Source organism: Streptomyces sp. NTD107, from assembly GCF_059510435.1.
This window is the reverse complement of sequence record NZ_JCAJZV010000007.1, coordinates 368,864-389,828: the sequence shown is the minus strand read 5'-3', so window position 1 is coordinate 389,828 and position 20,965 is coordinate 368,864. Positions and strand designations below refer to the sequence as shown.

General features: G+C 73.2%; 19 protein-coding genes. 9 read left to right on the top strand and 10 right to left on the bottom strand.

The window, feature by feature from the left end; all coding sequences use genetic code 11:
* Nucleotides 1-180: 180 nt before the first annotated feature.
* The gene (locus AC5WRL_RS17575) at nt 181-1,284 is read right to left on the bottom strand and encodes a DUF5937 family protein (protein ID WP_496089490.1); all 1,104 of its coding nucleotides are present in this window, start codon (nt 1,282-1,284) and stop codon (nt 181-183) included.
* Nucleotides 1,285-1,644: 360 nt separating this feature from the next.
* On the opposite strand from AC5WRL_RS17575, the gene AC5WRL_RS17570 reads away from it, so the two are divergent.
* From AC5WRL_RS17570 to AC5WRL_RS17560, 3 genes are read left to right on the top strand one after another with little or no spacing between them, the layout of a single operon-like run.
* A complete protein-coding gene (locus AC5WRL_RS17570) occupies nt 1,645-2,454 on the top strand; it encodes an ABC transporter permease (RefSeq protein WP_496089489.1) in 810 nt (269 codons plus the stop codon).
* A gap of 31 nt (nt 2,455-2,485) precedes the next feature.
* Nucleotides 2,486-3,250 (top strand): ABC transporter permease, encoded by a 765-nt coding sequence (locus AC5WRL_RS17565; protein WP_496089506.1) that lies wholly within the window; start codon nt 2,486-2,488, stop codon nt 3,248-3,250.
* A gap of 8 nt (nt 3,251-3,258) precedes the next feature.
* Nucleotides 3,259-4,260: an ABC transporter ATP-binding protein gene (locus tag AC5WRL_RS17560; protein ID WP_496089488.1), complete on the top strand. Its 1,002-nt coding sequence runs from the start codon at nt 3,259-3,261 to the stop codon at nt 4,258-4,260.
* 6 nt (nt 4,261-4,266) lie between these two features.
* On the opposite strand, the gene proC is transcribed toward AC5WRL_RS17560, so the two are convergent.
* The 3 genes from proC to AC5WRL_RS17545 are packed head-to-tail and all read right to left on the bottom strand — an operon-like array spanning nt 4,267 to nt 6,388.
* A complete protein-coding gene (gene proC, locus AC5WRL_RS17555) occupies nt 4,267-5,073 on the bottom strand; it encodes a pyrroline-5-carboxylate reductase (protein WP_496089487.1) in 807 nt (268 codons plus the stop codon).
* A 30-nt stretch (nt 5,074-5,103) separates the two neighbouring features.
* Nucleotides 5,104-5,862, bottom strand: a complete 759-nt coding sequence (locus tag AC5WRL_RS17550; RefSeq protein WP_496089486.1) for a class I SAM-dependent methyltransferase — start codon at nt 5,860-5,862, stop codon at nt 5,104-5,106.
* A 16-nt stretch (nt 5,863-5,878) separates the two neighbouring features.
* The gene (locus AC5WRL_RS17545; protein ID WP_496089485.1) at nt 5,879-6,388 is read right to left on the bottom strand and encodes a hypothetical protein; all 510 of its coding nucleotides are present in this window, start codon (nt 6,386-6,388) and stop codon (nt 5,879-5,881) included.
* Between the two features lie 71 nt (nt 6,389-6,459).
* Here AC5WRL_RS17545 and AC5WRL_RS17540 point away from each other — a divergent pair, with 71 nt between their 5' ends.
* On the top strand, nt 6,460-8,622 hold the full coding sequence (locus AC5WRL_RS17540) for a protein kinase domain-containing protein (RefSeq protein ID WP_496089484.1): 2,163 nt from the start codon (nt 6,460-6,462) through the stop codon (nt 8,620-8,622).
* Between the two features lie 17 nt (nt 8,623-8,639).
* On the opposite strand, the gene AC5WRL_RS17535 is transcribed toward AC5WRL_RS17540, so the two are convergent.
* From AC5WRL_RS17535 to AC5WRL_RS17525, 3 genes are all read right to left on the bottom strand, one after another.
* Nucleotides 8,640-9,065, bottom strand: coding sequence for a nuclear transport factor 2 family protein (locus AC5WRL_RS17535; protein WP_496089483.1), 426 nt, complete (start codon nt 9,063-9,065; stop codon nt 8,640-8,642).
* Nucleotides 9,066-9,146: 81 nt separating this feature from the next.
* Nucleotides 9,147-10,991, bottom strand: coding sequence for a dihydroxy-acid dehydratase (gene ilvD, locus AC5WRL_RS17530; RefSeq protein ID WP_496089482.1), 1,845 nt, complete (start codon nt 10,989-10,991; stop codon nt 9,147-9,149).
* A gap of 43 nt (nt 10,992-11,034) precedes the next feature.
* Nucleotides 11,035-11,940 carry a DUF3109 family protein gene (locus AC5WRL_RS17525; RefSeq protein WP_496089505.1) on the bottom strand — a complete coding sequence of 302 codons (906 nt, stop codon included), beginning with the start codon at nt 11,938-11,940 and terminating at the stop codon, nt 11,035-11,037.
* 43 nt (nt 11,941-11,983) lie between these two features.
* Here AC5WRL_RS17525 and AC5WRL_RS17520 point away from each other — a divergent pair, with 43 nt between their 5' ends.
* Nucleotides 11,984-12,928 (top strand): Ppx/GppA family phosphatase, encoded by a 945-nt coding sequence (locus AC5WRL_RS17520; RefSeq protein ID WP_496089481.1) that lies wholly within the window; start codon nt 11,984-11,986, stop codon nt 12,926-12,928.
* A gap of 52 nt (nt 12,929-12,980) precedes the next feature.
* Here the strand turns inward: AC5WRL_RS17520 and AC5WRL_RS17515 are convergent, their stop codons facing one another.
* On the bottom strand, nt 12,981-13,718 hold the full coding sequence (locus tag AC5WRL_RS17515; RefSeq protein ID WP_496089480.1) for an ABC transporter permease: 738 nt from the start codon (nt 13,716-13,718) through the stop codon (nt 12,981-12,983).
* The gene (locus tag AC5WRL_RS17510) at nt 13,715-14,476 is read right to left on the bottom strand and encodes an ABC transporter ATP-binding protein (protein ID WP_496089479.1); all 762 of its coding nucleotides are present in this window, start codon (nt 14,474-14,476) and stop codon (nt 13,715-13,717) included. Before AC5WRL_RS17510 ends, AC5WRL_RS17515 begins: the two co-directional genes overlap by 4 nt.
* Before the next feature lie 58 nt (nt 14,477-14,534).
* On the opposite strand from AC5WRL_RS17510, the gene AC5WRL_RS17505 reads away from it, so the two are divergent.
* Both AC5WRL_RS17505 and AC5WRL_RS17500 read left to right on the top strand, forming a co-directional pair.
* Nucleotides 14,535-15,383 (top strand): sugar phosphate isomerase/epimerase family protein, encoded by an 849-nt coding sequence (locus tag AC5WRL_RS17505; protein WP_496089504.1) that lies wholly within the window; start codon nt 14,535-14,537, stop codon nt 15,381-15,383.
* A complete protein-coding gene (locus tag AC5WRL_RS17500; RefSeq protein WP_496089478.1) occupies nt 15,370-16,170 on the top strand; it encodes a TetR/AcrR family transcriptional regulator in 801 nt (266 codons plus the stop codon). Before AC5WRL_RS17505 ends, AC5WRL_RS17500 begins: the two co-directional genes overlap by 14 nt.
* Before the next feature lie 290 nt (nt 16,171-16,460).
* Here the strand turns inward: AC5WRL_RS17500 and AC5WRL_RS17495 are convergent, their stop codons facing one another.
* The gene (locus AC5WRL_RS17495) at nt 16,461-18,077 is read right to left on the bottom strand and encodes a BACON domain-containing protein (protein WP_496089477.1); all 1,617 of its coding nucleotides are present in this window, start codon (nt 18,075-18,077) and stop codon (nt 16,461-16,463) included.
* A gap of 192 nt (nt 18,078-18,269) precedes the next feature.
* Here AC5WRL_RS17495 and radA point away from each other — a divergent pair, with 192 nt between their 5' ends.
* Entirely contained in the window at nt 18,270-19,760 is a 1,491-nt protein-coding gene (radA, locus tag AC5WRL_RS17490) for a DNA repair protein RadA (protein ID WP_496089476.1), read from the top strand.
* Nucleotides 19,761-19,800: 40 nt separating this feature from the next.
* The gene (disA, locus tag AC5WRL_RS17485) at nt 19,801-20,958 is read left to right on the top strand and encodes a DNA integrity scanning diadenylate cyclase DisA (protein WP_496089475.1); all 1,158 of its coding nucleotides are present in this window, start codon (nt 19,801-19,803) and stop codon (nt 20,956-20,958) included.
* The last annotated feature ends 7 nt before the right edge of the window (nt 20,959-20,965 follow it).

The window sequence follows — 20,965 nt, the reverse complement described above, 5'->3', positions numbered from 1 at the left end:
TCCACCACTTTAGGGGATTTCCCCGGCCGATCCAAATCCGGATCCTGGCCTGAGAACTTGCCCCCTGGGCGGCAACCTGGTGGACCTTACGGACCCGGCGGAGACAGTGTCAAGTTGAGACCGAACGGCCGTCGAGCAGGTGTTCCACCTCGGTCCCGCTGCGTTCCTCCCCGCGCTCCCTCAGCGCAGCACCGTCTCCAGGAACTCACCGCCGAGCCGGGCCACTACGGCCACATCGAGCCGGTGCTGCGCGTACCGGCCATGCCGCCGCGTCGTCAGCAGTCCGGCCTTGCGCAGCACCGCCAGGTGCCGGGAGACCTCGGGGGCGGTCATGCCCAGTGCCGCCGCCAGTTCGCCCGTCGTGTGCGGGGCGAGGGACAGGCTGCGGCACATAAGGAGCCGCGTCGGATGCGCCAGCGCCTCGAATCGCCGGGCCACCTGTTCCACCGAGACGGATGGCGGCAGGTGCGGCTGTGCCACCGGGTACTGGATCACCGGACGCCAACCGGTGGCGTGCAGGGCCAACAGATGCGGCCAGCCGAACGCCGTCGGGAAGAAGGCGATCCCCAGGCCCGCCTCGCGATCCAGCGCGGTCGTCCGACCCTCGCACATCTTGTCGATCGTGAGCCGGCCCGAGCCCTCGTCCAAGGTGATTGCCGACGAGACCGCCGTCATCGCCTCCGCCAGGCCCTTCCGCCGCAACAGTTCCGTCTTGTGCCGGGCGTCGGCGGCCAGCTGGGGGCGTATCTCCTCCCATGACTTCGCGAAGAACGCCTCGTAGCACTCACTCAGCAGCCGTCGGATCCATCCCCGCACCGCCGTCGGATCGGCCAGCAACCGTTCCACAAAGGCGAGCCGGCGTGGGCCGCGGGCCGCCGCCCGGTCCAGGGCGCGGTCCCGTTCCGCCGCGTCGGTCAGCGGGGATCCGCCGGCTCCCGGTTGCCCGTAGCGCCACGACGCACAGGAGAGCTCCAGCGTTGCCCCGACGTACCGCTCGTCGCTCATCCCGTCCATCGCGTCCAGTTCTTCCTCGAACGTGCGGCCCGGCGCGGCCGGCAGCAGGATGTCGGAGCGGGTCGAGTACCACAGGAAATCCGCCTCGCACAGCCGGTCCGCCAGGTCCGGCGGCAGCGCGTAGTGGACCTGTGCCGCCCAGGCCGCGTGTGCGGGGTGGTGGCCCGGTTCGGAGAGCACATGCAAGGCCGCGCCGAGTTCGGCCAGCGGTGAGGGGCCGAAGACGATGTTCTCCGCGGGCAGTCCGGCGACGTCGATGACTACGGGCATGGTTCCCATCCTGCCGATGGAAGGCTCCGCGCGGGAGTCGATTGACCGTCCCCGTCAATCGATACGCACCCGCCCCGCCTGATGGCGCAGCGTGATGGGCATGGATTCCGCTCACTGGCTCGTGCCCTTCACTTCTTCTGATCAACGCCACTCCTGGCGGGGCGCCTCCGGTGACGACCTCGACGCCGAGTACTGGGATGCCATGCGCCTGCACCGCTCGCGCCGGGGTCGTCGTTTCCGTTGGTTCCGTTGGTTCCGTTGGTTCCGTCGTCCGCCGCGCTCCGATATTCGGTAGCGGCGGCCTTTCGAAGTCCCCTAGGCTCCGGCGTTTTGGCTCCGGAAGAAAAGGGGGTTTCTGACATGCGAACGCATGGGCTGTATCGCGCTGTCGCGGGCAGCAGTTTCCGGCGCTACGCGACCTATCGGGTTGCCACCGCCGCCGGTGTGTTCACCAATACGGTGTTCGGCTTCTTCATGACCTATACGTTTATCGCACTGTGGAGTCAGCGCCCCGACCTCGGGGGCTACAGCCAGGCGCAGGCCCTCACCTTCGTCTGGGTCGGCCAGGGTCTGCTGGCCGCGACCGCCGTCCTGGGCGGCGGCTTCCGCGAGGAGCTTCAGGAGCGGATCCGTACCGGCGAGATCTCCATCGATCTCTACCGCCCGGTGGATCTCCAGCTGTGGTGGCTGTCGGCCGACCTGGGCCGTGGCTGCTTCCATCTGCTGGGGCGCGGGGTGGTGCCCATCGCGATCGGCGCGCTGGCCTTCGAGCTGGCGCTGCCCACCGACCCGCTGACCTGGCTGCTGTTCGGCTGCGCGGTGGCGCTCGGGATCGTGGTGAGTTTCGCGATCAACTTTCTGGTGGCGCTGGTCGCCTTCTGGATGATGGACGGCTCCGGGCTGAACATGGTGAGCAATCTGCTCGGAATGTTCTGTTCCGGGATGGTGATGCCGCTGACGGTTTTCCCCGAGAGTGTGAGCGCTGTTCTCCAGTGGCTGCCCTGGGCGGCCCTTTTGCAGGTGCCGGCCGACGTACTGCTGGGCCGGTATACGGGGGCCGACGCGTTCACCGTGCTGCTCTTCCCCCTCGGGTGGGCGATCGCCCTGCTGCTGCTCGGCCGGCTGGTCCAGGCCGCGGCGACCCGGCGCGTGGTGGTGCAGGGTGGTTGACGGGCTGCGCGGCTATGCGCTGATCGTCGGGATGTGGTTCCGCTCCACGCTCGCCTACCGCGCCTCTTTTCTGCTCACCACCGTGGGGAACGCGGTGACCAGCGCGCTGGAGTTCGTCGCCATCCTCATCGTCTTCTCGCACGTGGACGAGCTCGGCGGCTTCTCGGTCGGTGAGGTGGCGCTCATGTACGCCACGGCCAGTTGCTCCCTCGGCCTCGCCGACCTCTTCCTCGGCAACATGGATCAGCTGGGCGCCCGGGTACGGGACGGCAGCGTGGACACCATGCTGATCCGCCCGGTGCCGCTCTTCGCCCAGGTCGCCGCCGACCGGTTCGTACTGCGCCGGGTGGGCCGGATCGTCCAGGGGCTGCTGGTGCTGGTCTGGGCCCTCGCCCAGCTGGACACCGGCTGGTCGGTGCTGGAGTACGTGCTGCTGGCCGGGGTGATCGTCTGCGGCGCGGTGATCTTCGGCGCGCTGTGGGCGCTGGGCGGGGCGTTCCAGTTCTGGGCGCAGGACGCGGCCCAGGTGCAGAACTCCGTCACGTACGGCGGCAACCGGCTGCTCCAGTATCCGCCGACGATCTACGGCGCCGAGCTGGTGCGCGGGGTGACCTATCTCGTCCCGCTGGCCTTTGTGAACTGGATACCGCTGCTGCGGCTGCTGGGCCGGGAGGACCCTCTGGGGCTGCCGGGCTGGGTGGACTTTCTCTCCCCGCTGGTTGCCGTCGTGATGTGCGCGCTGACGGGGCTGCTGTGGCGGCTGGGGATTCGGAGCTATCGGAGTACCGGGAGTTGATGGGGTTGATGGGCATGAGTGACGGCAGTGACGACACGCTGATCGAGCTGACCGAGCTGGAGAAGGTCTTCCAGGTACGGCGGCGGGCCGGGCGGTTCCGCCGGACCCGTACCGAGGTACGGGCGGTGGACGGCATCTCGTTCACGGTGCGGCGCGGCGAGATGGTCGGGTACATCGGCCCGAACGGTGCCGGGAAGTCGACCACGATCAAGATGCTGACCGGGATTCTGACCCCGAGCGGCGGCCGGCTGCGGGTGGCGGGCATCGATCCACAGCGCGAGCGGACCCGGCTCGCGCGCCGGATCGGGGTGGTGTTCGGGCAGCGCACGACGCTGTGGTGGGATCTGCCGCTGCGTGACTCGTACGGTCTGGTGCGCCGGATGTACCGGGTGCCTCAGGCGCGCTTCAGGGAGAACCTGGAGCGGTGCGTGGAGTTGCTGGATCTGGCGGAGCTGCTGGAGGTTCCGGTGCGGCAGTTGTCGCTGGGGCAGCGGATGCGCGGGGACATCGCGGCGGCGCTGCTGCACGATCCGGATGTGCTGTATCTGGACGAGCCGACGATCGGGCTCGATGTGATCAGCAAGGCGAAGGTGCGCGGGTTTCTGCGCGATCTGAACGCCGAGCGCGGCACGACGGTGCTGCTCACCACCCACGACCTGACCGATATTGAGCAGTTGTGTCAGCGGGTGATGGTGATTGATCACGGCCGGCTGATGTACGACGGCGGGCTCGCCGGGCTGCACGAGGTGGGGGCGAGCGAGCGGCAGCTGGTGGTGGACCTGGAGCGCGAGCAGCCGCCGATCGAGATCGAGGGCGCCCGCACCATACGGGTCGAGGGGCCCCGGCAGTGGCTCGCCTTCCCGGCCGGCGCGAGCGCCGCCCCGTTGGTGGCGCGGGTCGCCGAGGCGTATCCGCTGGTCGATCTGTCGCTGCGGGAGCCGGACATCGAGGACGTCATCGCCCGCATGTACGCGGGCAACACCGAGGAGGAGGTGCGGGTGCCGTCCTGATGAGGGTCACCCGCCGGAGGCGAGCTCGCGGCTGCGGTCGCGGGCCGCCTCCAGCGCGGCGATCAGGGCGGCGCGTACCCCGTGCTTCTCCAGCTCGCGGATCGCGGAGATGGTGGTGCCGCCCGGGGAGGTGACCGCCTCCCGCAGCACCACGGGGTGTTCGCCGCTGTCGCGCAGCATCACGGAGGCGCCGATCGCGGCCTGCACGATCAGATCGTGTGCCTTGTCGCGGGGCAGCCCGAGCAGGATGCCGGCGTCGGTCATGGCCTCGACCAGGAAGTAGAAGTACGCCGGGCCGGAGCCGGAGAGCGCGGTGGCGGCGTCCTGCTGGGACTCGGGCAGCCGCATGGTCTTGCCGACGCCGCCCAGGATGCGCTCGGCGTGCGCCAGCTGCTCCTCGGTGGCGTGCGCGCCCCCGGAGATCACCGTCATGCCCTCGTCGACGAGCGCGGCGGTGTTGGGCATGGCCCGCACCACGGGCGTACCGGGGGTGAGACGGTCCTCGACGAAGCCGGTCGGAATGCCGGCGGCGACCGAGATGATCAGCCGGTCGGCGGGGGTGTGCGGGGCGAGTTCGTCGAGGAGGGCGCCCATGTCCTGCGGCTTGACGGACAGGATGAGGGTGTCGGCGCTCTTCGCCGCCTCGGCGCTGGAGACGGCGGTGACCCCGTACAGCGTACGCAGTGCCTCCGCGCGCTCCGGGCGCCGCGCGGACACCAGCACATCGCCGGGGGCCCAGCCGCCGCGCAGCATGCCGCCGAGCAGGGCCTCACCGATCTTGCCGGTGCCGAGGACAGCGATCTTCTGAGTCATGTCCCCATGGTGCACCGCCGGCCCGGGCGGTCAGGACGGTGTCCGCACAGCGGTCAGCCGCACGAGGTACGGCTCGGTGACCTGTCCGTCCGGGAACACCTCGCGCAGGGCGGCGCGCTCGGCCGCCAGCAGGGCGGCGGCGCGGTCGGGGGGCAGCGTGGCGATGAAGGAGTGGGTGGCGAGGGAGGCGAGATGGGTGTCCAGGGGAATGGTGCGCGACCAGCGCAGCTCGCGGAAGTGCGGGCTGAGGGAGGCGTCGATGTCCCGGATGAGGGCACCGGCCCGTGCGGTGACGTCGCCCTGCCGCCACTCCCGCTGGAGCCGGCGGTCCTGCGCGAGGACCCAGTCAGCCGCCCCGTCCGGCACGTTCCACCACAGGGCGAGCGTGCCGCCCGGGCGGAGCACGCGCAGGGCTTCGGGTACGGAGCGGGCCGGGTCCGTCCAGTGCCAGGACTGCGCGTATGTCACCAGATCGAATGAATCCGCGGCGAGGGGCAGGGCGTCGCCGGACCCGCGGACGACGGGCAGTCCGGGGAGGTGGCGGCGCAGTTGGGCGGCCATGCCGTCCCCCGGCTCGACGGCGGTCACCCGCGCGCCGCGCGCCACCAGCGGCGCGGTGCCGATGCCGGTGCCGGCCCCCACGTCCAGCGCCGCCGTGCCGTGCAGCGCCCGCCCCGCCAACTCCTCGACGGCGTCGTACAGCGCGCCGGGGTAGCCGGGCCGGGTGGCCGCGTACTCGGCGGCGACGGCGTTGAAGGAGGAGGCGAGGGCGGCCTTGGTGACAGTCATGAGCACTCCCTCCCCCTCAGCGGCGCCCGGCACCCGCCCCGGCGCGGCCGGACTTGCGGCGGGTGGCCGGGTTGCCGGAGCGTTTGGTCGTGGTGCGTTCCCACTGTTCGACGGCCGCCTCGTGGTCCATGCGGCGCAGCCGCTCGCCCGGGGCCTCGATGGCGCTGCGCAGCGCGTACGCCAGCAGGATGCCGACAAAGCCGACGATCTTGATGCTGCGGAACGCCGACTCGTCCTCCCCGGCCGCCCGCGGCCGGGTCCAGCCGGTCATGGAACGGGTGAAGGCCATCGCCGTACAGCCGGCGAACGCGACGATCACCAGGACCCGCAGCCAGCTCGCGCTCTGCGACAGGGTCAGCCCGTTGTAGCCGAGCTTGAGCCCCAGCACCCCGAGCGCCGCCAGCAGGGACGCCCCGAGGCCCAGCCCGAAGCGCCGGGCCCCGTAACCGCGCGAGTGGTCCACCCAGCTGGTGCCGTAGAAACGGATCGGGTCCGGCTGGGGTCGCTGTGTCTGGGGTGTGGACATGTTGTCGATTATGCCGGGGTGACTGTCCGGCTTTGTAGGGTGAGTTCCGACGTTTCTCAGGGGGAGTGGTCATGACGGACGGCACCGCGCCCGAGCAGCCCGAGCAGCGCGAGAAGCCCAAGCGGCCCGAGCAGCCCGAGCGCCTTGGTGATTACGTGCTGGAGCGGCGTCTGGGCAGCGGCGGCATGGGGGTGGTCTACCTCGCCCGTACGGTCGCGGGCCGGCAGATCGCGGTGAAGGTGATCCGCCGGGAGTACGCCGAGGACCCGGGGTTCCGGGCCCGCTTCCGGCGGGAGGTGGCGGCGGCCCGGCAGGTGGGCGGGGCGTACACGGCGCCGGTGGTGGACGCCGACCCGGACGGCGATCCGCCGTGGCTGGCGACCCTGTTCGTCCCGGGTGGCTCGCTCACCGACCGGGTGGCCCGCGCGGGCCCGCTGAGCGCGCGCGAGGCGGCGCGGGTGGGCGCCCAGCTGGCGGAGGCGCTGCGCGACATCCACGGGCGTGGTCTGGTGCACCGGGATCTGAAGCCGGGGAACGTGCTGCTGGCCGAGGACGGGGTGCGGGTCATCGACTTCGGCATCTCGCGGGCGCTGTCGGACTCCCACCGGCTGACGGAGACCGGCGCGGTGCTGGGCTCGCCGCCTTTCATGGCGCCCGAGCAGCTGACCGGCGGGGCGGAGGTGACGCAGGCGGCGGATGTGTTCGCGCTGGGTGCGGTGGTGGCGTTCGCGGCGACGGGGCACAGCCCGTTCGAGTCGGGCCGGATGCCGGGGGCCGACCCGCTGGCGGTGGCGTACCGGGTGGTGCACGAGGAGCCGGAGCTGGGCGCGGTGCCCGAGCCGCTGCGCGAGCTGGTGGCGCTGTGTCTGGCGAAGGAGCCGGACCGGCGGCCCGATGTGGCGACGGTGCTGCGGATGGCGGCCTGGGCGGATTCCCGGGCGCAGGCGGGCGAGGTGCGGGCGTCGCCGGTGTGGCGGGCGGCGCGGGGCGAGAACGAGGCGGAGGTGCTGGCGGCGCCGGCCCGCCCGCCGGTACGGGCGCGGACCCCGCGCCGGCTGCTGGTGGCGGGGGTGGCGGTGGCCGTGCTGGCGGCGGCCGGGGTCGGGGCCCGGCTGCTGTGGCCGCACGACGCCGGCCCGGACCCGGCGCCGCCGGGCGGGACGGACGGCGCGCCGACCACCGCCGCCGCCGAACCGTGGGAGCTGGACCTGCGCGACCTGGGGGTGCAGGACGCGCCGACCGAGGGATTCCGGTGCCGGCCGCTGGCGGAGCGGCTGCTGTGCGGGTCGTGGGGGGTGCGTACCGTCCTGCTCGACCCGGCGGACGGCTCCGAGCTGTGGCGGTACGACGGGCCCCGTACGAGCATGGGAGCGCCCGAGGCGGTCGAGGCGGGCGGGGTGGTCTTCACCCGGTCGGAGAAGGGGGTCATCGCGCTCGATCCGGTGGAGGGCGAGGAGCTGTGGCAGCTGGACGCCCCCGAGCTGGGCGGGCCGCTGGTCCCGGTCGGGAGCCGGCTGGCGCTCCAGAACGGCGACAGCACGGTGCGGCTCTACGAGCAGGACGCCCCGGAGCGGGTCGGCAGCTGGGAGGCGCCGGGCCGCTACATCACCGACATGGACGCCAACGAGAACCAGCTGCTGGTGGTGACCCGGGAGAACGAGACCGGCGCCTTCCCCGAACTGATGCTGCTGGACGAGACCGGCCGCCAGCGGTGGCACGCCCCGCGTACGCCCCCGGCGACCCCGAGTCTGATGGAGCTGATCGGGCTGGACGCGGAGGCGGCGTACTTCGAGGAGTCGGACCCGGAGCTGCCGGTGTCGGTGGCCGTGCAGCGGATGGATCTGGAGAGCGGCGAGTGGGTCCGTACGGAGTTGCCCGACCCTGCTGAGCCGCGTGCGGTGCTGGCGGGCGGCGGCCTGGTGTACGTGACGGACACGGCGGGCCGGGTGACGGTGGTGGACGCGGCGGCCGGCGAGGTGCGCTGGAGTGTGGTCACCGGGATCTCCGGGGCGTCGGAGCCGCTCGTGGCGGACGGCCGGCTGTATCTGTCGGACCATGAGGGCCGGCTGTTCATGGTGGACGAGGCGGACCGCCTGACAAGGCAGGTGGGCCCGCCGCACGAGGGGACCCCGGGTCTGGGCAGTGATGCCTGGGCCCCGGCCCCGGTGGTGATCGACGGCTGGGCGTACGTGGTGACCCTGGGCAACACGCTCTACGCGGAACGGCTGCCGTAGGCCGTGGCGGCCGGTCTCTACCCCTCGGTCCGGCTCCACAGCGGGGTGAGGGCGATCCGCGACAGCCGCCGGCCCTCCGGCGTGCGGGTGGCGGAACAGCGGCAGCGCAGCCCGGAGGTGCGGTGGGGCGCGGCACCAAGGTGGGCGAAGTACACCAGTTGGTTGGCCGTGGCCTCGGCCCGGTCGCCGTGCGGTTCGATCAGCGGGTCGGTGGTGATGTGCTGCGTGCGTGGGCCGTCGTCCGGGCCGGTACGGGACAGGTGGTCCCGTACCGCGTCGCGGCCGGCCGGGCTGCCCCCGCCGGGGCCGCTGACCTCCACGTCCCCGGCGTAGACGGCGGCGGCACCGGCCTCGTCGAAGCTGCCTTCGTCCAGCCGGTGGGCGAGCCGCGCCGGCAGGCCGGCGATCGCGCTCCGGTCGAGTACGTCCTGGAGATCCGACATGGGCCGGCTCCGGACGGCTCCGGACGGCGCCGGTACGACCGTTTCCGGTGCCCGGCGCCGTACCGGGACCGCCCGGCGGCGTCAGCCTTCCAGTTTGGTGATGTCCCGCACCGCGCCCTTGTCGGCGCTGGTCGCCATCGCCGCGTACGCGCGCAGCGCCAGCGACACCTTGCGGTCGCGCGCCACCGGCGCGTAACGCCCGCCGAGCGCCTCCCGGCGCGCCGCCAGCTCCGCCTCCGGCACCTTCAGCTCGATGCTCCGGCCCGGGATGTCGATGCTGATGATGTCGCCGTCCCGCACCAGCGCGATCGCCCCGCCCGAGGCCGCCTCCGGCGACACATGGCCGATCGACAGGCCCGACGTACCACCGGAGAACCGGCCGTCGGTGATCAGCGCGCACTTGGCGCCCAGTCCGCGCCCCTTGAGGAACGCCGTCGGGTACAGCATCTCCTGCATGCCGGGGCCGCCCTTGGGGCCCTCGTAGCGGACGACCACCACATCGCCCTCCTTGACCCGCTTGCCCAGGATCGCCTCGACGGCCTGCTCCTGCGATTCGACGACCACGGCCGGGCCGGTGAAGGTCCAGATCGACTCGTCCACACCCGCCGTCTTCACCACGGCGCCGTCGGGGGCCAGGTTGCCGGTCAGTACGGCAAGACCGCCGTCCGCCGAGTAGGCGTGTGCCACGTCCCGGATGCAGCCGCCGGCCGCGTCCACGTCCAGCGTCGCCCACCGCTCCGACTGCGAGAACGCCTCGGCGGAGCGCACGCACCCCGGCGCCGCGTGGAACATCTCGACCGCCTCCGGCGCGGGCGAGCCGCCCCGGATGTCCCACTGCTTGAGCCACTCGTCCAGCGAGTCGGCGTGCACGGCGTGCACGTCCTCGTTCAGATGCCCGGCGCGGTGCAGCTCGCCCAGGATGGCGGGGATGCCGCCCGCCCGGTGCACGTCCTCCATGTGGTACGCGCCGTTCGGCGCCACCTTGCACACGCACGGCACCCGGCGCGAGACCGCGTCGATGTCGGCGAGCCCGAAGTCCAGCCCGGCCTCCACGGCCGCCGCCAGCAGATGCAGCACGGTGTTGGTGGAGCCGCCCATGGCCACGTCCAGCGCCATGGCGTTCTCGAAGGCCGCCCGCGAGGCCAGCGCGCGCGGCAGCACGGTGGCGTCGTCCTGCTCGTAGTGCCGCTTGGTGATCTCCACGACGGTACGGCCGGCCGCCTCGTACAGCTCCTTGCGGGCGGTGTGGGTGGCCAGCACCGAGCCGTTGCCCGGCAGCGCCAGGCCCAGCGCCTCGACCAGGCAGTTCATCGAGTTGGCGGTGAACATCCCGGAGCACGATCCGCAGGTCGGGCAGGCGGCTTCCTCGATCCGCAGCAGGTCCTCGTCCGAGACGGCGTCCGAGACCGCCTCGGACATGGCGTGCACCAGGTCGAGGTTGGAGCGGACCGTGCCGTCCACCAGGGTCGTCTTGCCGGCCTCCATCGGGCCGCCGGAGACGAAGACGGTGGGGATGTTCAGCCGCAGGGCGGCCATCAGCATCCCGGGGGTGATCTTGTCGCAGTTGGAGATGCAGATCAGGGCGTCCGCGCAGTGCGCCTCCGTCATGTACTCCACGGAGTCGGCGATCAGATCGCGGGAGGGGAGGGAGTACAGCATCCCGCCGTGCCCCATGGCGATGCCGTCGTCCACCGCGATGGTGTTGAACTCGCGCGGGATGCCGCCGGCCGCCTTGATGGCGTCGGAGACGATCCGGCCCACCGGCTGGAGGTGGGTGTGACCCGGCACGAACTCGGTGAAGCTGTTGGCCACCGCGATGATCGGCTTGCCGAAGTCCTCCCGCGCTACGCCGGCCGCCCGGAGGAGGGCGCGGGCGCCCGCCATGTTGCGGCCGTGGGTGACGGTACGAGACCTCAGCGTCGCCATGGTTCTGCTCTCCTTCAGGACATGGAGCGGCTTGCCTTTGAGGCTACGCCTCCCGCCCGGGTGGTGGGATGGACATCCCGGATTCCGAGACGGAGCACACAGGCGCGGGGGCGGGGTCCGCCGGGTGCGGGGCCAGCAGCGGAAGCGGGCGTACGCCGGGGGGCACGGCGGCGTGTACGGCCAGCCGCTGCTCGCACAGCCGCGCCAGCTCCTCGTACCCCTCCTTGCCCATGAGCTCGATCAGCTCGGGACGGTACGACACGTACACCGGCCGCCCGGCCCCGTGCGCGCTCGGCGCGCCCGTGCACCACCAGTGCAGGTCGTGGCCGCCGGGGCCCCAGCCGCGCCGGTCGTACTCGCCGATCGACACGTACAGCAGTTCCTCGCCGTCCGGCTGCTCCACCCACTCGTAGGTGCGCCGTACCGGGAGCTGCCAGCACACGTCGGGCTTGGTCTCCAGCGGCTCGCGGCCCTCGGCGAGCGCCATGGTGTGCAGCGCGCAGCCGGCGCCCGCGGCGAAACCGGGGCGGTTGAGGAAAATGCACGCCCCCTCGAAGCGCCGGGTCTGCCGCTCGCCGTCGTCGTCCAGCTGGATCCAGCCCCGCTCGGAGGTGCCCTCGGCATGGAACTGCCAGGTCTCGGGGGTCAGCCGGGCCGCGTGCCCGGCCACCCGCGCCTCGTCCTCCTCGTCCGAGAAGTGCGCCCCCAGCGTGCAGCAGCCGTCCGAGGCGCGGCCGGCCTTGATGCCCTGGCAGCCGTCGCCGAACACACAGTGCCAGCGGGAGGTCAGCCAGGTCAGATCGCAGCGGAAGACCTGCTCGGCGTCGGCGGGATCGGGGAACTCCACCCATGCGCGGGGGTGATCCAGCGCCACCTCGTCACCGGCGGCGCGCCGCCGTGCTCCATCGAGCTGCCTGACCGCTCTGCCCGCCTTCGCCCTCTTCGTCATTGCCACCCCGCCAGGGTAAGGGGCCCGGGTAGCGTTGACCCTCATGAGGCTCGGTGTTCTCGACGTGGGATCCAATACGGTGCATCTGCTGGTCGTCGACGCGCATCCGGGTGCGCGCCCGCTGCCGGCCTACTCGCACAAGGCGGAGTTGCGGCTGGCGGAGCTGCTGGACGACGGGGGTGCGATCGACACCGTCGGCATAGAGCGACTGATCGCGGTGGTGAAGCGGGCGCTGGAGGTCGCCGAGGACCAGGGGGTGGCGGAACTGCTGCCGTTCGCGACCTCGGCGGTGCGCGAGGCGAGCAACGCGGATGTGGTGCTGGCGCGGGTGGCGCAGGAGACCGGCGTCGAACTCCAGGTGCTGTCCGGGGCGGACGAGGCGCGGCTGACGTTCCTGGCGGCGCGCCGCTGGCTGGGCTGGTCGGCGGGGCGGCTGCTGCTGTTCGACATCGGCGGCGGATCGCTGGAGATCGCGTACGGGGTGGACGAGGCGCCGGACACGGCGGTGTCGCTGCCGCTGGGCGCGGGGCGGCTGACGGCGGCCCGGCTGCCGGGCGATCCGCCCGAGGCGGCGGCGGTGAGGGCGCTGCGCCGCGAGGTGCGCACCGAGATCGCCCGGGTGGTGGGCGACTTCACCCGGCTCGGGCCGCCGGACCGGGTGGTGGCCACCTCGAAGACGTTCCGGCAGCTGGCCAGGCTGGCGGGCGCGGCGCGGGCGGCGGACGGGCTGTACGTACGGCGTGATCTGAGCCGGGACGATCTGCGTTCGTGGGCGCCGAAGCTGACGGTGATGCCGGTGGCGGAGCGGGCCGAGCTGCCGGGGGTCTCCCAGGGGCGGGCGCCGCAGCTGCTGGCGGGGGCGCTGGTGGCGGAGGCGGCGCTTGACCTGTTCGACGTGGACTCGGTGGAGATCTGCCCGTGGGCGCTGCGCGAGGGCGTGATCCTGCGCCGGCTGGACGGGATGCGCAACGGTTCGGCGCGGGGGTGACGCTCGGGGGTGACGCTCGGGGGCGCCCCGCGTGGGCGAGGCGCCCCGGGCATCAGGCGGTGCGCCGCCGCAGGGTGGCCGAGCCGAGGATGAGGACGCCCAGCGCCACCGCGGCGACGATGCCGAGGTCGCGCAGGTAGTGGCCGGTGATGCCGCTGTGCTCCAGCACCTGCTCGGCGGCGTCCACGGAGTACGACATGGGCAGCACGTTGGAGACGTACTCCAGCACCGGCTGCATGGTGTCGCGCGGCGTGAACAGGCCGCACAGCAGCAGCTGCGGGAAGACGAACGCCGGCATGAACTGCACCGCCTGGAACTCGGAGGCGGCGAAGGCGGAGACGAACAGACCCATCGCCGTACCGAGCAGCGCGGTGAGGACCGCCACCAGCAGGAGCAGCCAGGGTGAGCCGGCGACGGTGAGGCTCAGCAGCCAGACGGCGAGGCCGGTGACCAGGCCGGCCTGGAGGACGGCGAGGGCGCCGAAGGCCAGCGCGTACCCGAGGATCAGATCGGCCTTGGCGAGCGGCATGGCGAGCAGCCGCTCCAGGGTGCCGGAGGTGCGTTCGCGCAGGGTGGCGATGGAGGTCACCAGAAACATGGTCAGCATCGGGAAGATCCCCAGCAGGGCTGATCCGATGCGGTCGAACTCGGCCGCCTTGTTGTCGAAGACGAAGTAGAGCAGCGTCAGCAGCCCCACCGGGACGAGCAGCAGCAGCGCGATGGTGCGCGGATCGTGCCGCAGCTGGCGCAGTACGCGGCGGGCGGTGGCGAGGGTACGGGCCGGGCTCACGACGACGCTCCGTTCGTGCCATTCGTGCTGTCGACGAGGTACAGGAACGCGCCCTCGATGGTGTCGCTGCCGGTTGCGGCGCGCAGTTCGTCCGGGCTGCCCTCGGCGAGCAGCACCCCCTCGCGCATCAGCAGCAGCCGGTGGCAGCGGTCCGCCTCGTCCATCACGTGCGAGGAGATCAGCAGCGTGGTGCCGCGTTCGGCGGCCAGCCGGTGGAAGAGGTTCCACAGATCGCGGCGCAGCACCGGATCCAGGCCCACCGTCGGCTCGTCGAGGACCAGCAGGTCCGGGGCTCCCAGCAGCGCGACGGCGAGCGAGACCCGCGAACGCTGGCCGCCGGAGAGCGAGGCGGTCAGCGCGTCCGCCTTGGCGACGAGATCCACGTCCGTGAGCGCGGCCGACACCGCCTCGGCGCGCCCGGCGCGCGGGATGCCGAGCACGGCGGCGAAGTAGTCGAGGTTCTGCCGGACGGTCAGATCGCGGTACACGGACGGGTCCTGGGTCACGTACCCCAACCGGTGCCGCAGCGGCGGGCTGCCGGCCGGGTGTCCGAGCACCTCGACGGTGCCGGTGACCCGCGCCTGGGCTCCGACGATCGCGCGCATCAGGGTGGTCTTGCCGCAGCCGGACGGACCCAGCAGCCCCGTGACGCTGCCGGGTGGCACGGTGAAGTCCAGGTGCTTGATCACCCGGGCGCCACCACGGACGACTTCGAGACCGGTGGCCCGCACGGCAGCGGCTGCGGGCAGTTTATTCATCACGCGATGAATAATGCTGTGCCCGGCCGCGTCCGTCAAGCGGAAGCCGCCCCTTAGGCTGGAGCGCGTGGCACATCAGGCAAGGCCGGAGAACACACAGCCGAAAGTCGCGCTGTCGACCGCCTCGGTGTATCCGGAAAACACCGCGTCCGCCTTCGCGATCGCCGCCCGGCTCGGCTACGACGGAGTCGAGGTCATGGTGTGGACCGACCCGGTGAGCCAGGACATCGAGGCACTGCGCCGGCTGTCCGACCAGTACGGGGTGCCGGTGCTCGCCATCCACGCGCCCTGCCTCCTGGTCACCCAGCGCGTGTGGTCCACCGACCCGTGGCGCAAGCTGCTGCGTGCCCGCGACGCGGCGGACAAACTGGGCGCGAGTACGGTCGTCGTCCACCCGCCGTTCCGCTGGCAACGCGGCTACGCCCGGGACTTCGTGGCCGGCATCGGGCGGATGGCACACGAGAGCGACATCAGATTCGCCGTGGAGAACATGTACCCCTGGCGCTACCGGGACCGCGAAATGCTCGCGTACGCCCCCGGCTGGGACCCCACCGACGAGGACTTCCGGCACTTCACCCTCGACCTGTCACACGCGGCGACCTCCCGCACCGACGCCCTGGCGATGGCAGCCCGGATGGGCGACCGGCTCGGGCACGTCCACATCGCCGACGGCAGCGGCTCGGGCCGCGACGAACACCTCGTGCCGGGGCGCGGCACCCAGCCGTGCGCTCAGCTGCTGCGCGGCCTGTCGGCGGCGGGCTACGACGGCCATGTGGTGGTGGAGGTCAACACCCGCCGCGCGATGTCGGCGGCCGAGCGGGAGGGCGACCTGGCGGAGGCGCTGGCCTACACCCGGATGCACCTGCGGGCCGGGGCCACCGCCGGAGGCCACGATGGCGAACACTGACGGCGACGGCCGGGCGGCCGTCGCCGGGGAACGGGCGGGCGAACCGGCCGAACGAAGCGCACCGGCGCCCGGCGGCGCCGCCACCGGGCAGGACGGACCGGCGGGGCAGCACAAGCCCGGCACCCCGGACCCGGACCCGGAGCCGGCCCCGGAGCCACCGCGCCGGCGGCGCGGCCGGCCGGCCAAGGGCGACGGCGCGGGTGGCGGGCCCGCCACCCAGGACCGGATCCTGGCATCGGCGCGCGAGTTGTTCGCCGAGCGCGGCTTCGAGAAGACCTCGGTACGGGCCATCGCGCGCGACGCGGACGTCGACCAGGCGCTGGTGCACCACTACTTCGGTACGAAGGAGGGGGTGTTCTCCGCCGCCGTGGCGATCACCGCCGCGCCGGTGACGGAGCGGCTGGCGCGGCTGGGCCCCCTGGAACCGGAACGGGCCGGCGAGGAGTTCACCCGGACGTTCTTCCGGGTCTGGGAGAACCCGGTGACCCGGGCCCCCCTGCTGGCGATCGTCCGCTCGGCGGTCAGCAACGAGACGGCGGCCCGGATCTTCCGCGAGTTCATCGCGTCCCAGCTGCTGTCCCGGCTGGCCGGGACAGCGCACGCGAGCGACGCGGACGAAGCGAAACTCCGCGCGGAACTGGCGGCGGCACAGCTGGTCGGCACGGTGCTCCTGCGCTACGTGCTGAAGATGCGGCCCCTGGCCACCACCGACCCCGAAACCCTCATCCGCCACCTCTCCCCCGTGGTCCAACACCACCTGACCGGCACCCCCCTGCCCACCGACTGACTCGCCCGGCCGAGACAGCCGAGCCGGTTGGACGGGCCGGTCGGACGGGCCGGTCGGACAGGCCACCGGCCACGTCAGCCGGAACGCCGCCGCCGACAATCCGGCCCACCACCAGACGCATCAGCGACAACCACGCGAAGCGGCCACGCGAAGCGGCCACGCGAAGCGGCCACGCGAAGCGGCCACGCGAAGCGGCCACGCGAAGCGGCCACGCGAAGCGGCCACGCGAAGCGGCCACGCGAAGGTACGAGCCCGGAGCGGACGGGCCTCGGCGGGGTGGGACCCGGCGGTCAGGTTGGGTCGGGGGTTGGCGGGTCCGATGGGTCCGGGGTGGGGGGTGGCGGGTCGGTCGGGTCGGGCGAAGGCTCCTCCGTCGGCGGGGGCGGGGTCGGCTCCTGGGGCTGAGGACCGTTGCCCTCGATGGTGATCGTGGCACCCGCCGGCTCGATCGTGATCCGGCCCTGCCACGGCCCGGCCGGCTCCCGCGCGCGATCCACCGTCACCAGCAGCGTGACCGACTCCCCCGGCCGCAGCGTGCCCGAGGTGGCGCTCAGCCACAGCCAGTCCGCCGACCACACCGCGTTCCACCGCACCGCTAACCCGCCCGAGGCGGTCAGCGTGATCTCCGTACCCCGCGCCGTGGACACCGCGTCCACCGTCAGCCGTCCCGGCTGCGCGGGACGGTCGCTCTCCCCGCCGCCCGGCCCGTCCGGCGAGGACGGCGCGGCCGGGGACTCTTCGCCGGCTCCCGGCGACGGCTCGTCCCGCTCCCGGGGCTCCGCCTCCTCCCCGGCCTCCCCGGCCGGGCTGCGCCCGCCGTCCGCGTCCAGTTCGCCCGAGTCCTCCCACCGTCCGGTGTTCTCGTAGGCGTAGTCGTCGCCGCCCGCCGCGCCCAGCCCCCGGTCGTCCTCGGTGGCGGACGCGTCCGGCCCGTTCGCCTCGCCGGTCACCGGCGCGCCCCGGTACGCGGCCCACAGCGCCAGCGCCGGCGCCGCCAGCACCGTGGCGACCACCGTGGTGGTGACCGCCCGGTTCCGCAGCCGCTCGCGCCGCGCCGTACGGTCCTTCTCCGTCAGCGGAAAGCCCGCCCGGTCGAAGCGTGGCGCGTACTGCGCCCGGGCCCGCTCCACCACCAGCAGCGCGGCCTGGACGGCGGATCGCGGCGCCGCCAGCACCGTCAGCCGCGTCTCCCCGGGCGCCGTACCCGGCCAGGTGATACCCGCCATCGCCCGCTGCGCGGCCCGGCGGCACACCGGGCAGCCGTCCACGTGCCGCACCAACTCCCGCCGCAGCCCGGGGCGCAGCAGCATGAGCCGGTCCTCGCCGGCCAGTGAGGCCACCGTGGCACAGCCGCCCGCGTCCACCGCCGCCAGCGAGGCCCGGGTGCGCTCCACCTCGCAGGCTCCACTGGTCAGCAGCGCCCGCGCCGCGTCCACCGACAGCCGGAGCACCAGCGCCACCTCGGCCGGCGACAGCTGGTGACGCACCGCCAGCTCCAGCGCCTCCCGCTGCTCGGGGCTGGTGCCCGCCGCCTCCGGCCAGGCCAGCGCCGCCAACTCCCGGCGCCGCGACTGCGCGTCCGGCCCGGCCGTGCCGGCGGCACGCGGCTCCGGCGCGCCGTCCGTCTCCCGCTGCACCGCGAGCCGCCGCAGACACGTCCAGCGGGCCAGCGCGTACAGCCAGGCCCTGGACTGCCCGGGCGCGGCCGGCCCGCGGCCCCGGTCGTGCTGCCGCCGCGCCAGGGCCAGCGCCTCGCCGAGCGCGGCCGTGGCGGTGTCGTGTTCGCACATGATGGACAGGCAGTACGTGAACAGGCCGTCCAGATGCGCTTCCTCGTACGCGGCGGGGCGGGGCCGCTTGCGCCCCGCCCGGTTGCCCTCGTCGGCCGCCGCCCGCCCGCGGGGCACGCGATGGGAGCCGGGCGCCGCGGCGGGACGGGCGCGCGTCGTGGTGCGTGTGGAACGCTCGGGGCAGCTGTTCATCACTTGGCGACGGTAGGCGCCCGGCGGGCGCCCCCGGCACCGACCGGCACAAGGTTCCTCCTAACGGGTGACACGGGGGCCCGGTTCGCTGTCGGTGCCCGGGGTTAACGTCGTCCCATGGCTCGTAAATCTGATCGTCCCGCCTACCGGTGTACGGAGTGCGGCTGGTCCACCGCGAAGTGGCTCGGCCGCTGCCCCGAATGCCAGGCGTGGGGCACCGTGGAGGAAGTGGGCGGCGCCCCGGCGGTGCGTACGGCGGCGGTGGCCCGCGTGACGTCACCGGCCGTGCCGATCGGCCAGGTCGACACCACCCGGGCCACCGCGCGCAGCACCGGCGTGCCCGAGCTCGACCGGGTGCTGGGGGGCGGGCTGGTGCCGGGCGCGGTGGTGCTGCTGGCGGGCGAGCCGGGGGTCGGCAAGTCCACGCTGCTGCTGGACGTGGCCGCCAAGGCCGCCTCGTCCGAGCACCGCACGCTCTATGTCACCGGGGAGGAGTCGGCCTCCCAGGTGCGGCTGCGCGCCGACCGGATCGGGGCGCTCCACGACGAGCTGTATCTGGCCGCCGAGACGGATCTGGGCTCGGTGCTCGGCCAGCTGGACGCGGTGAAGCCGTCCCTGCTGGTGCTGGACTCGGTGCAGACCGTCGCGTCCGCCGAGATCGACGGCGCGCCCGGCGGCATGGCGCAGGTGCGGGAGGTGGCGGGCGCGCTGATCCGGGCGGCGAAGGAGCGTGGCATGGCCACGGTGCTGGTGGGCCATGTCACCAAGGACGGGGCGATCGCCGGGCCCCGGCTGCTGGAGCATCTGGTGGACGTGGTGCTGCACTTCGAGGGCGACCGGCACGCGCGGCTGCGCCTGGTGCGCGGGGTGAAGAACCGGTACGGGGCCACCGACGAGGTCGGCTGCTTCGAACTGCACGACCAGGGCATCACCTCGCTCGCCGACCCCTCGGGCCTGTTCCTCACCCGGCGAGAGGAGCCGGTGCCCGGTACGTGTCTGACGGTCACCCTGGAGGGCCGGCGCCCGCTGGTGGCCGAGGTGCAGTCGCTGACGGTGAGCACCCAGATCCCGTCCCCGCGCCGTACCACCTCCGGCCTGGAGAACTCCCGGGTGTCGATGATGCTGGCGGTGCTGGAGCAGCGCGGGCAGATCACCTCGCTGGGGAAGAACGACATCTATACGGCCACGGTGGGCGGGGTGCGGCTGTCGGAGCCGGCCGCCGACCTGGCGGTGGCGCTGGCGCTGGCGAGTGCGGCGAGCGACACCCCGCTGCCGAACAATCTGGTGGCGATCGGCGAGGTGGGGCTGGCCGGCGAGGTGCGGCGGGTGACGGGGGTGCAGCGGCGGCTGGCGGAGGCGGCCCGGCTCGGTTTCACGCACGCGCTGGTCCCGGCGGACTCGGGCGAGGCCCCGGCCGGGATGCGGGTGCTGGAGGTGGCGGACATCGGGGAGGCGCTGCGGGTGCTGCCGCGCGCCCCGCGCCGCTCCCGCGGCGGCGCCGAGCAGGGGCGGGACGGGGAGCCGGAAGCGGTGCCTGGGCAGTCCGCCGAGGGCGGCGGGCGGGGCGGGCGCGGAGCGTCAGGACGGGGCGCGGGGGCGCGCCGGTAGACTCATCCGCACTCAAGCGGTTTCGTCACCGGAGGAAGAGATGGCAGCCAGCGACCGGCCGGCGGGTCCCGGCAGGGCCGGGGGTGCCGGGGGAGGTTCCGGAGCGGACGTACTGCTGCGCGCCACGCTGAGCGCGGTGGCCCCGGGTACCCAGCTGCGGGACGGCCTGGAGCGCATCCTGCGGGGCAACACGGGCGGCCTGATCGTCCTCGGCGTGGACCGTACCGTCGAATCCCTGTGCACCGGCGGTTTCGTGCTGGACGTGGAGTTCACCGCGACCCGGCTGCGCGAGCTGTGCAAGCTGGACGGCGCGCTGATCGTGGACCGCGACATCACCAAGATCGTCCGGGCGGGGGTGCAGCTGGTCCCGGACGCGGCCATCCCGACCGAGGAGACCGGCACCCGGCACCGTACGGCGCAGCGGGTCTCCATCCAGACCGGCTTCCCGGTGGTGTCGGTCAGCCAGTCGATGCGGCTGATCGCCCTGTACGTGGACGGGCAGCGGCGGGTGCTGGAGGACTCGGGGGCGATCCTGTCCCGGGCCAATCAGGCGCTGGCCACTCTGGAGCGGTACAAGCTGCGTTTCGACGAGGTGGCGGGCACGCTGTCGGCGCTGGAGATCGAGGACCTGGTCACGGTCCGCGATGTGGCGGCGGTGGCGCAGCGTCTGGAGATGGTGCGCCGGATCGCGGCCGAGATCGCCGAGTACGTGGTGGAGCTGGGCACGGACGGGCGGCTGCTGTCGCTCCAGCTGGATGAGCTGATCGCGGGCGTGGAGCCGGAGCGGCAGCTGATCGTGCGGGACTATCTGCCGGAGTCGGCGCAGGGCGCGGAGGCGGGGCCGGGCGGCAAGCGGTCGCGCCGGGTGAGCACGGCGCTGGGCGAGCTGGACGCGCTGACCCACGCCGAGTTGCTGGAACTGCCGATCGTGGCGCGGGCGCTGGGCCATGGTGCCTCGCCGGAGGCGCTGGACGGGGCGGTGTCGCCGCGCGGTTTCCGGCTGCTGGCGAAGGTGCCCCGGCTGCCGGGTCTGGTCATCGACCGGCTGGTGGACCACTTTGGCGGGTTGCAGAAGCTGCTGGCGGCGAGCGTGGACGATCTTCAGGCGGTGGACGGGGTCGGGGAGACCCGGGCGCGTTCGGTGCGCGAGGGCCTGTCCCGGCTGGCGGAGTCCTCGATCCTGGAACGGTACGTGTAGGTACGCA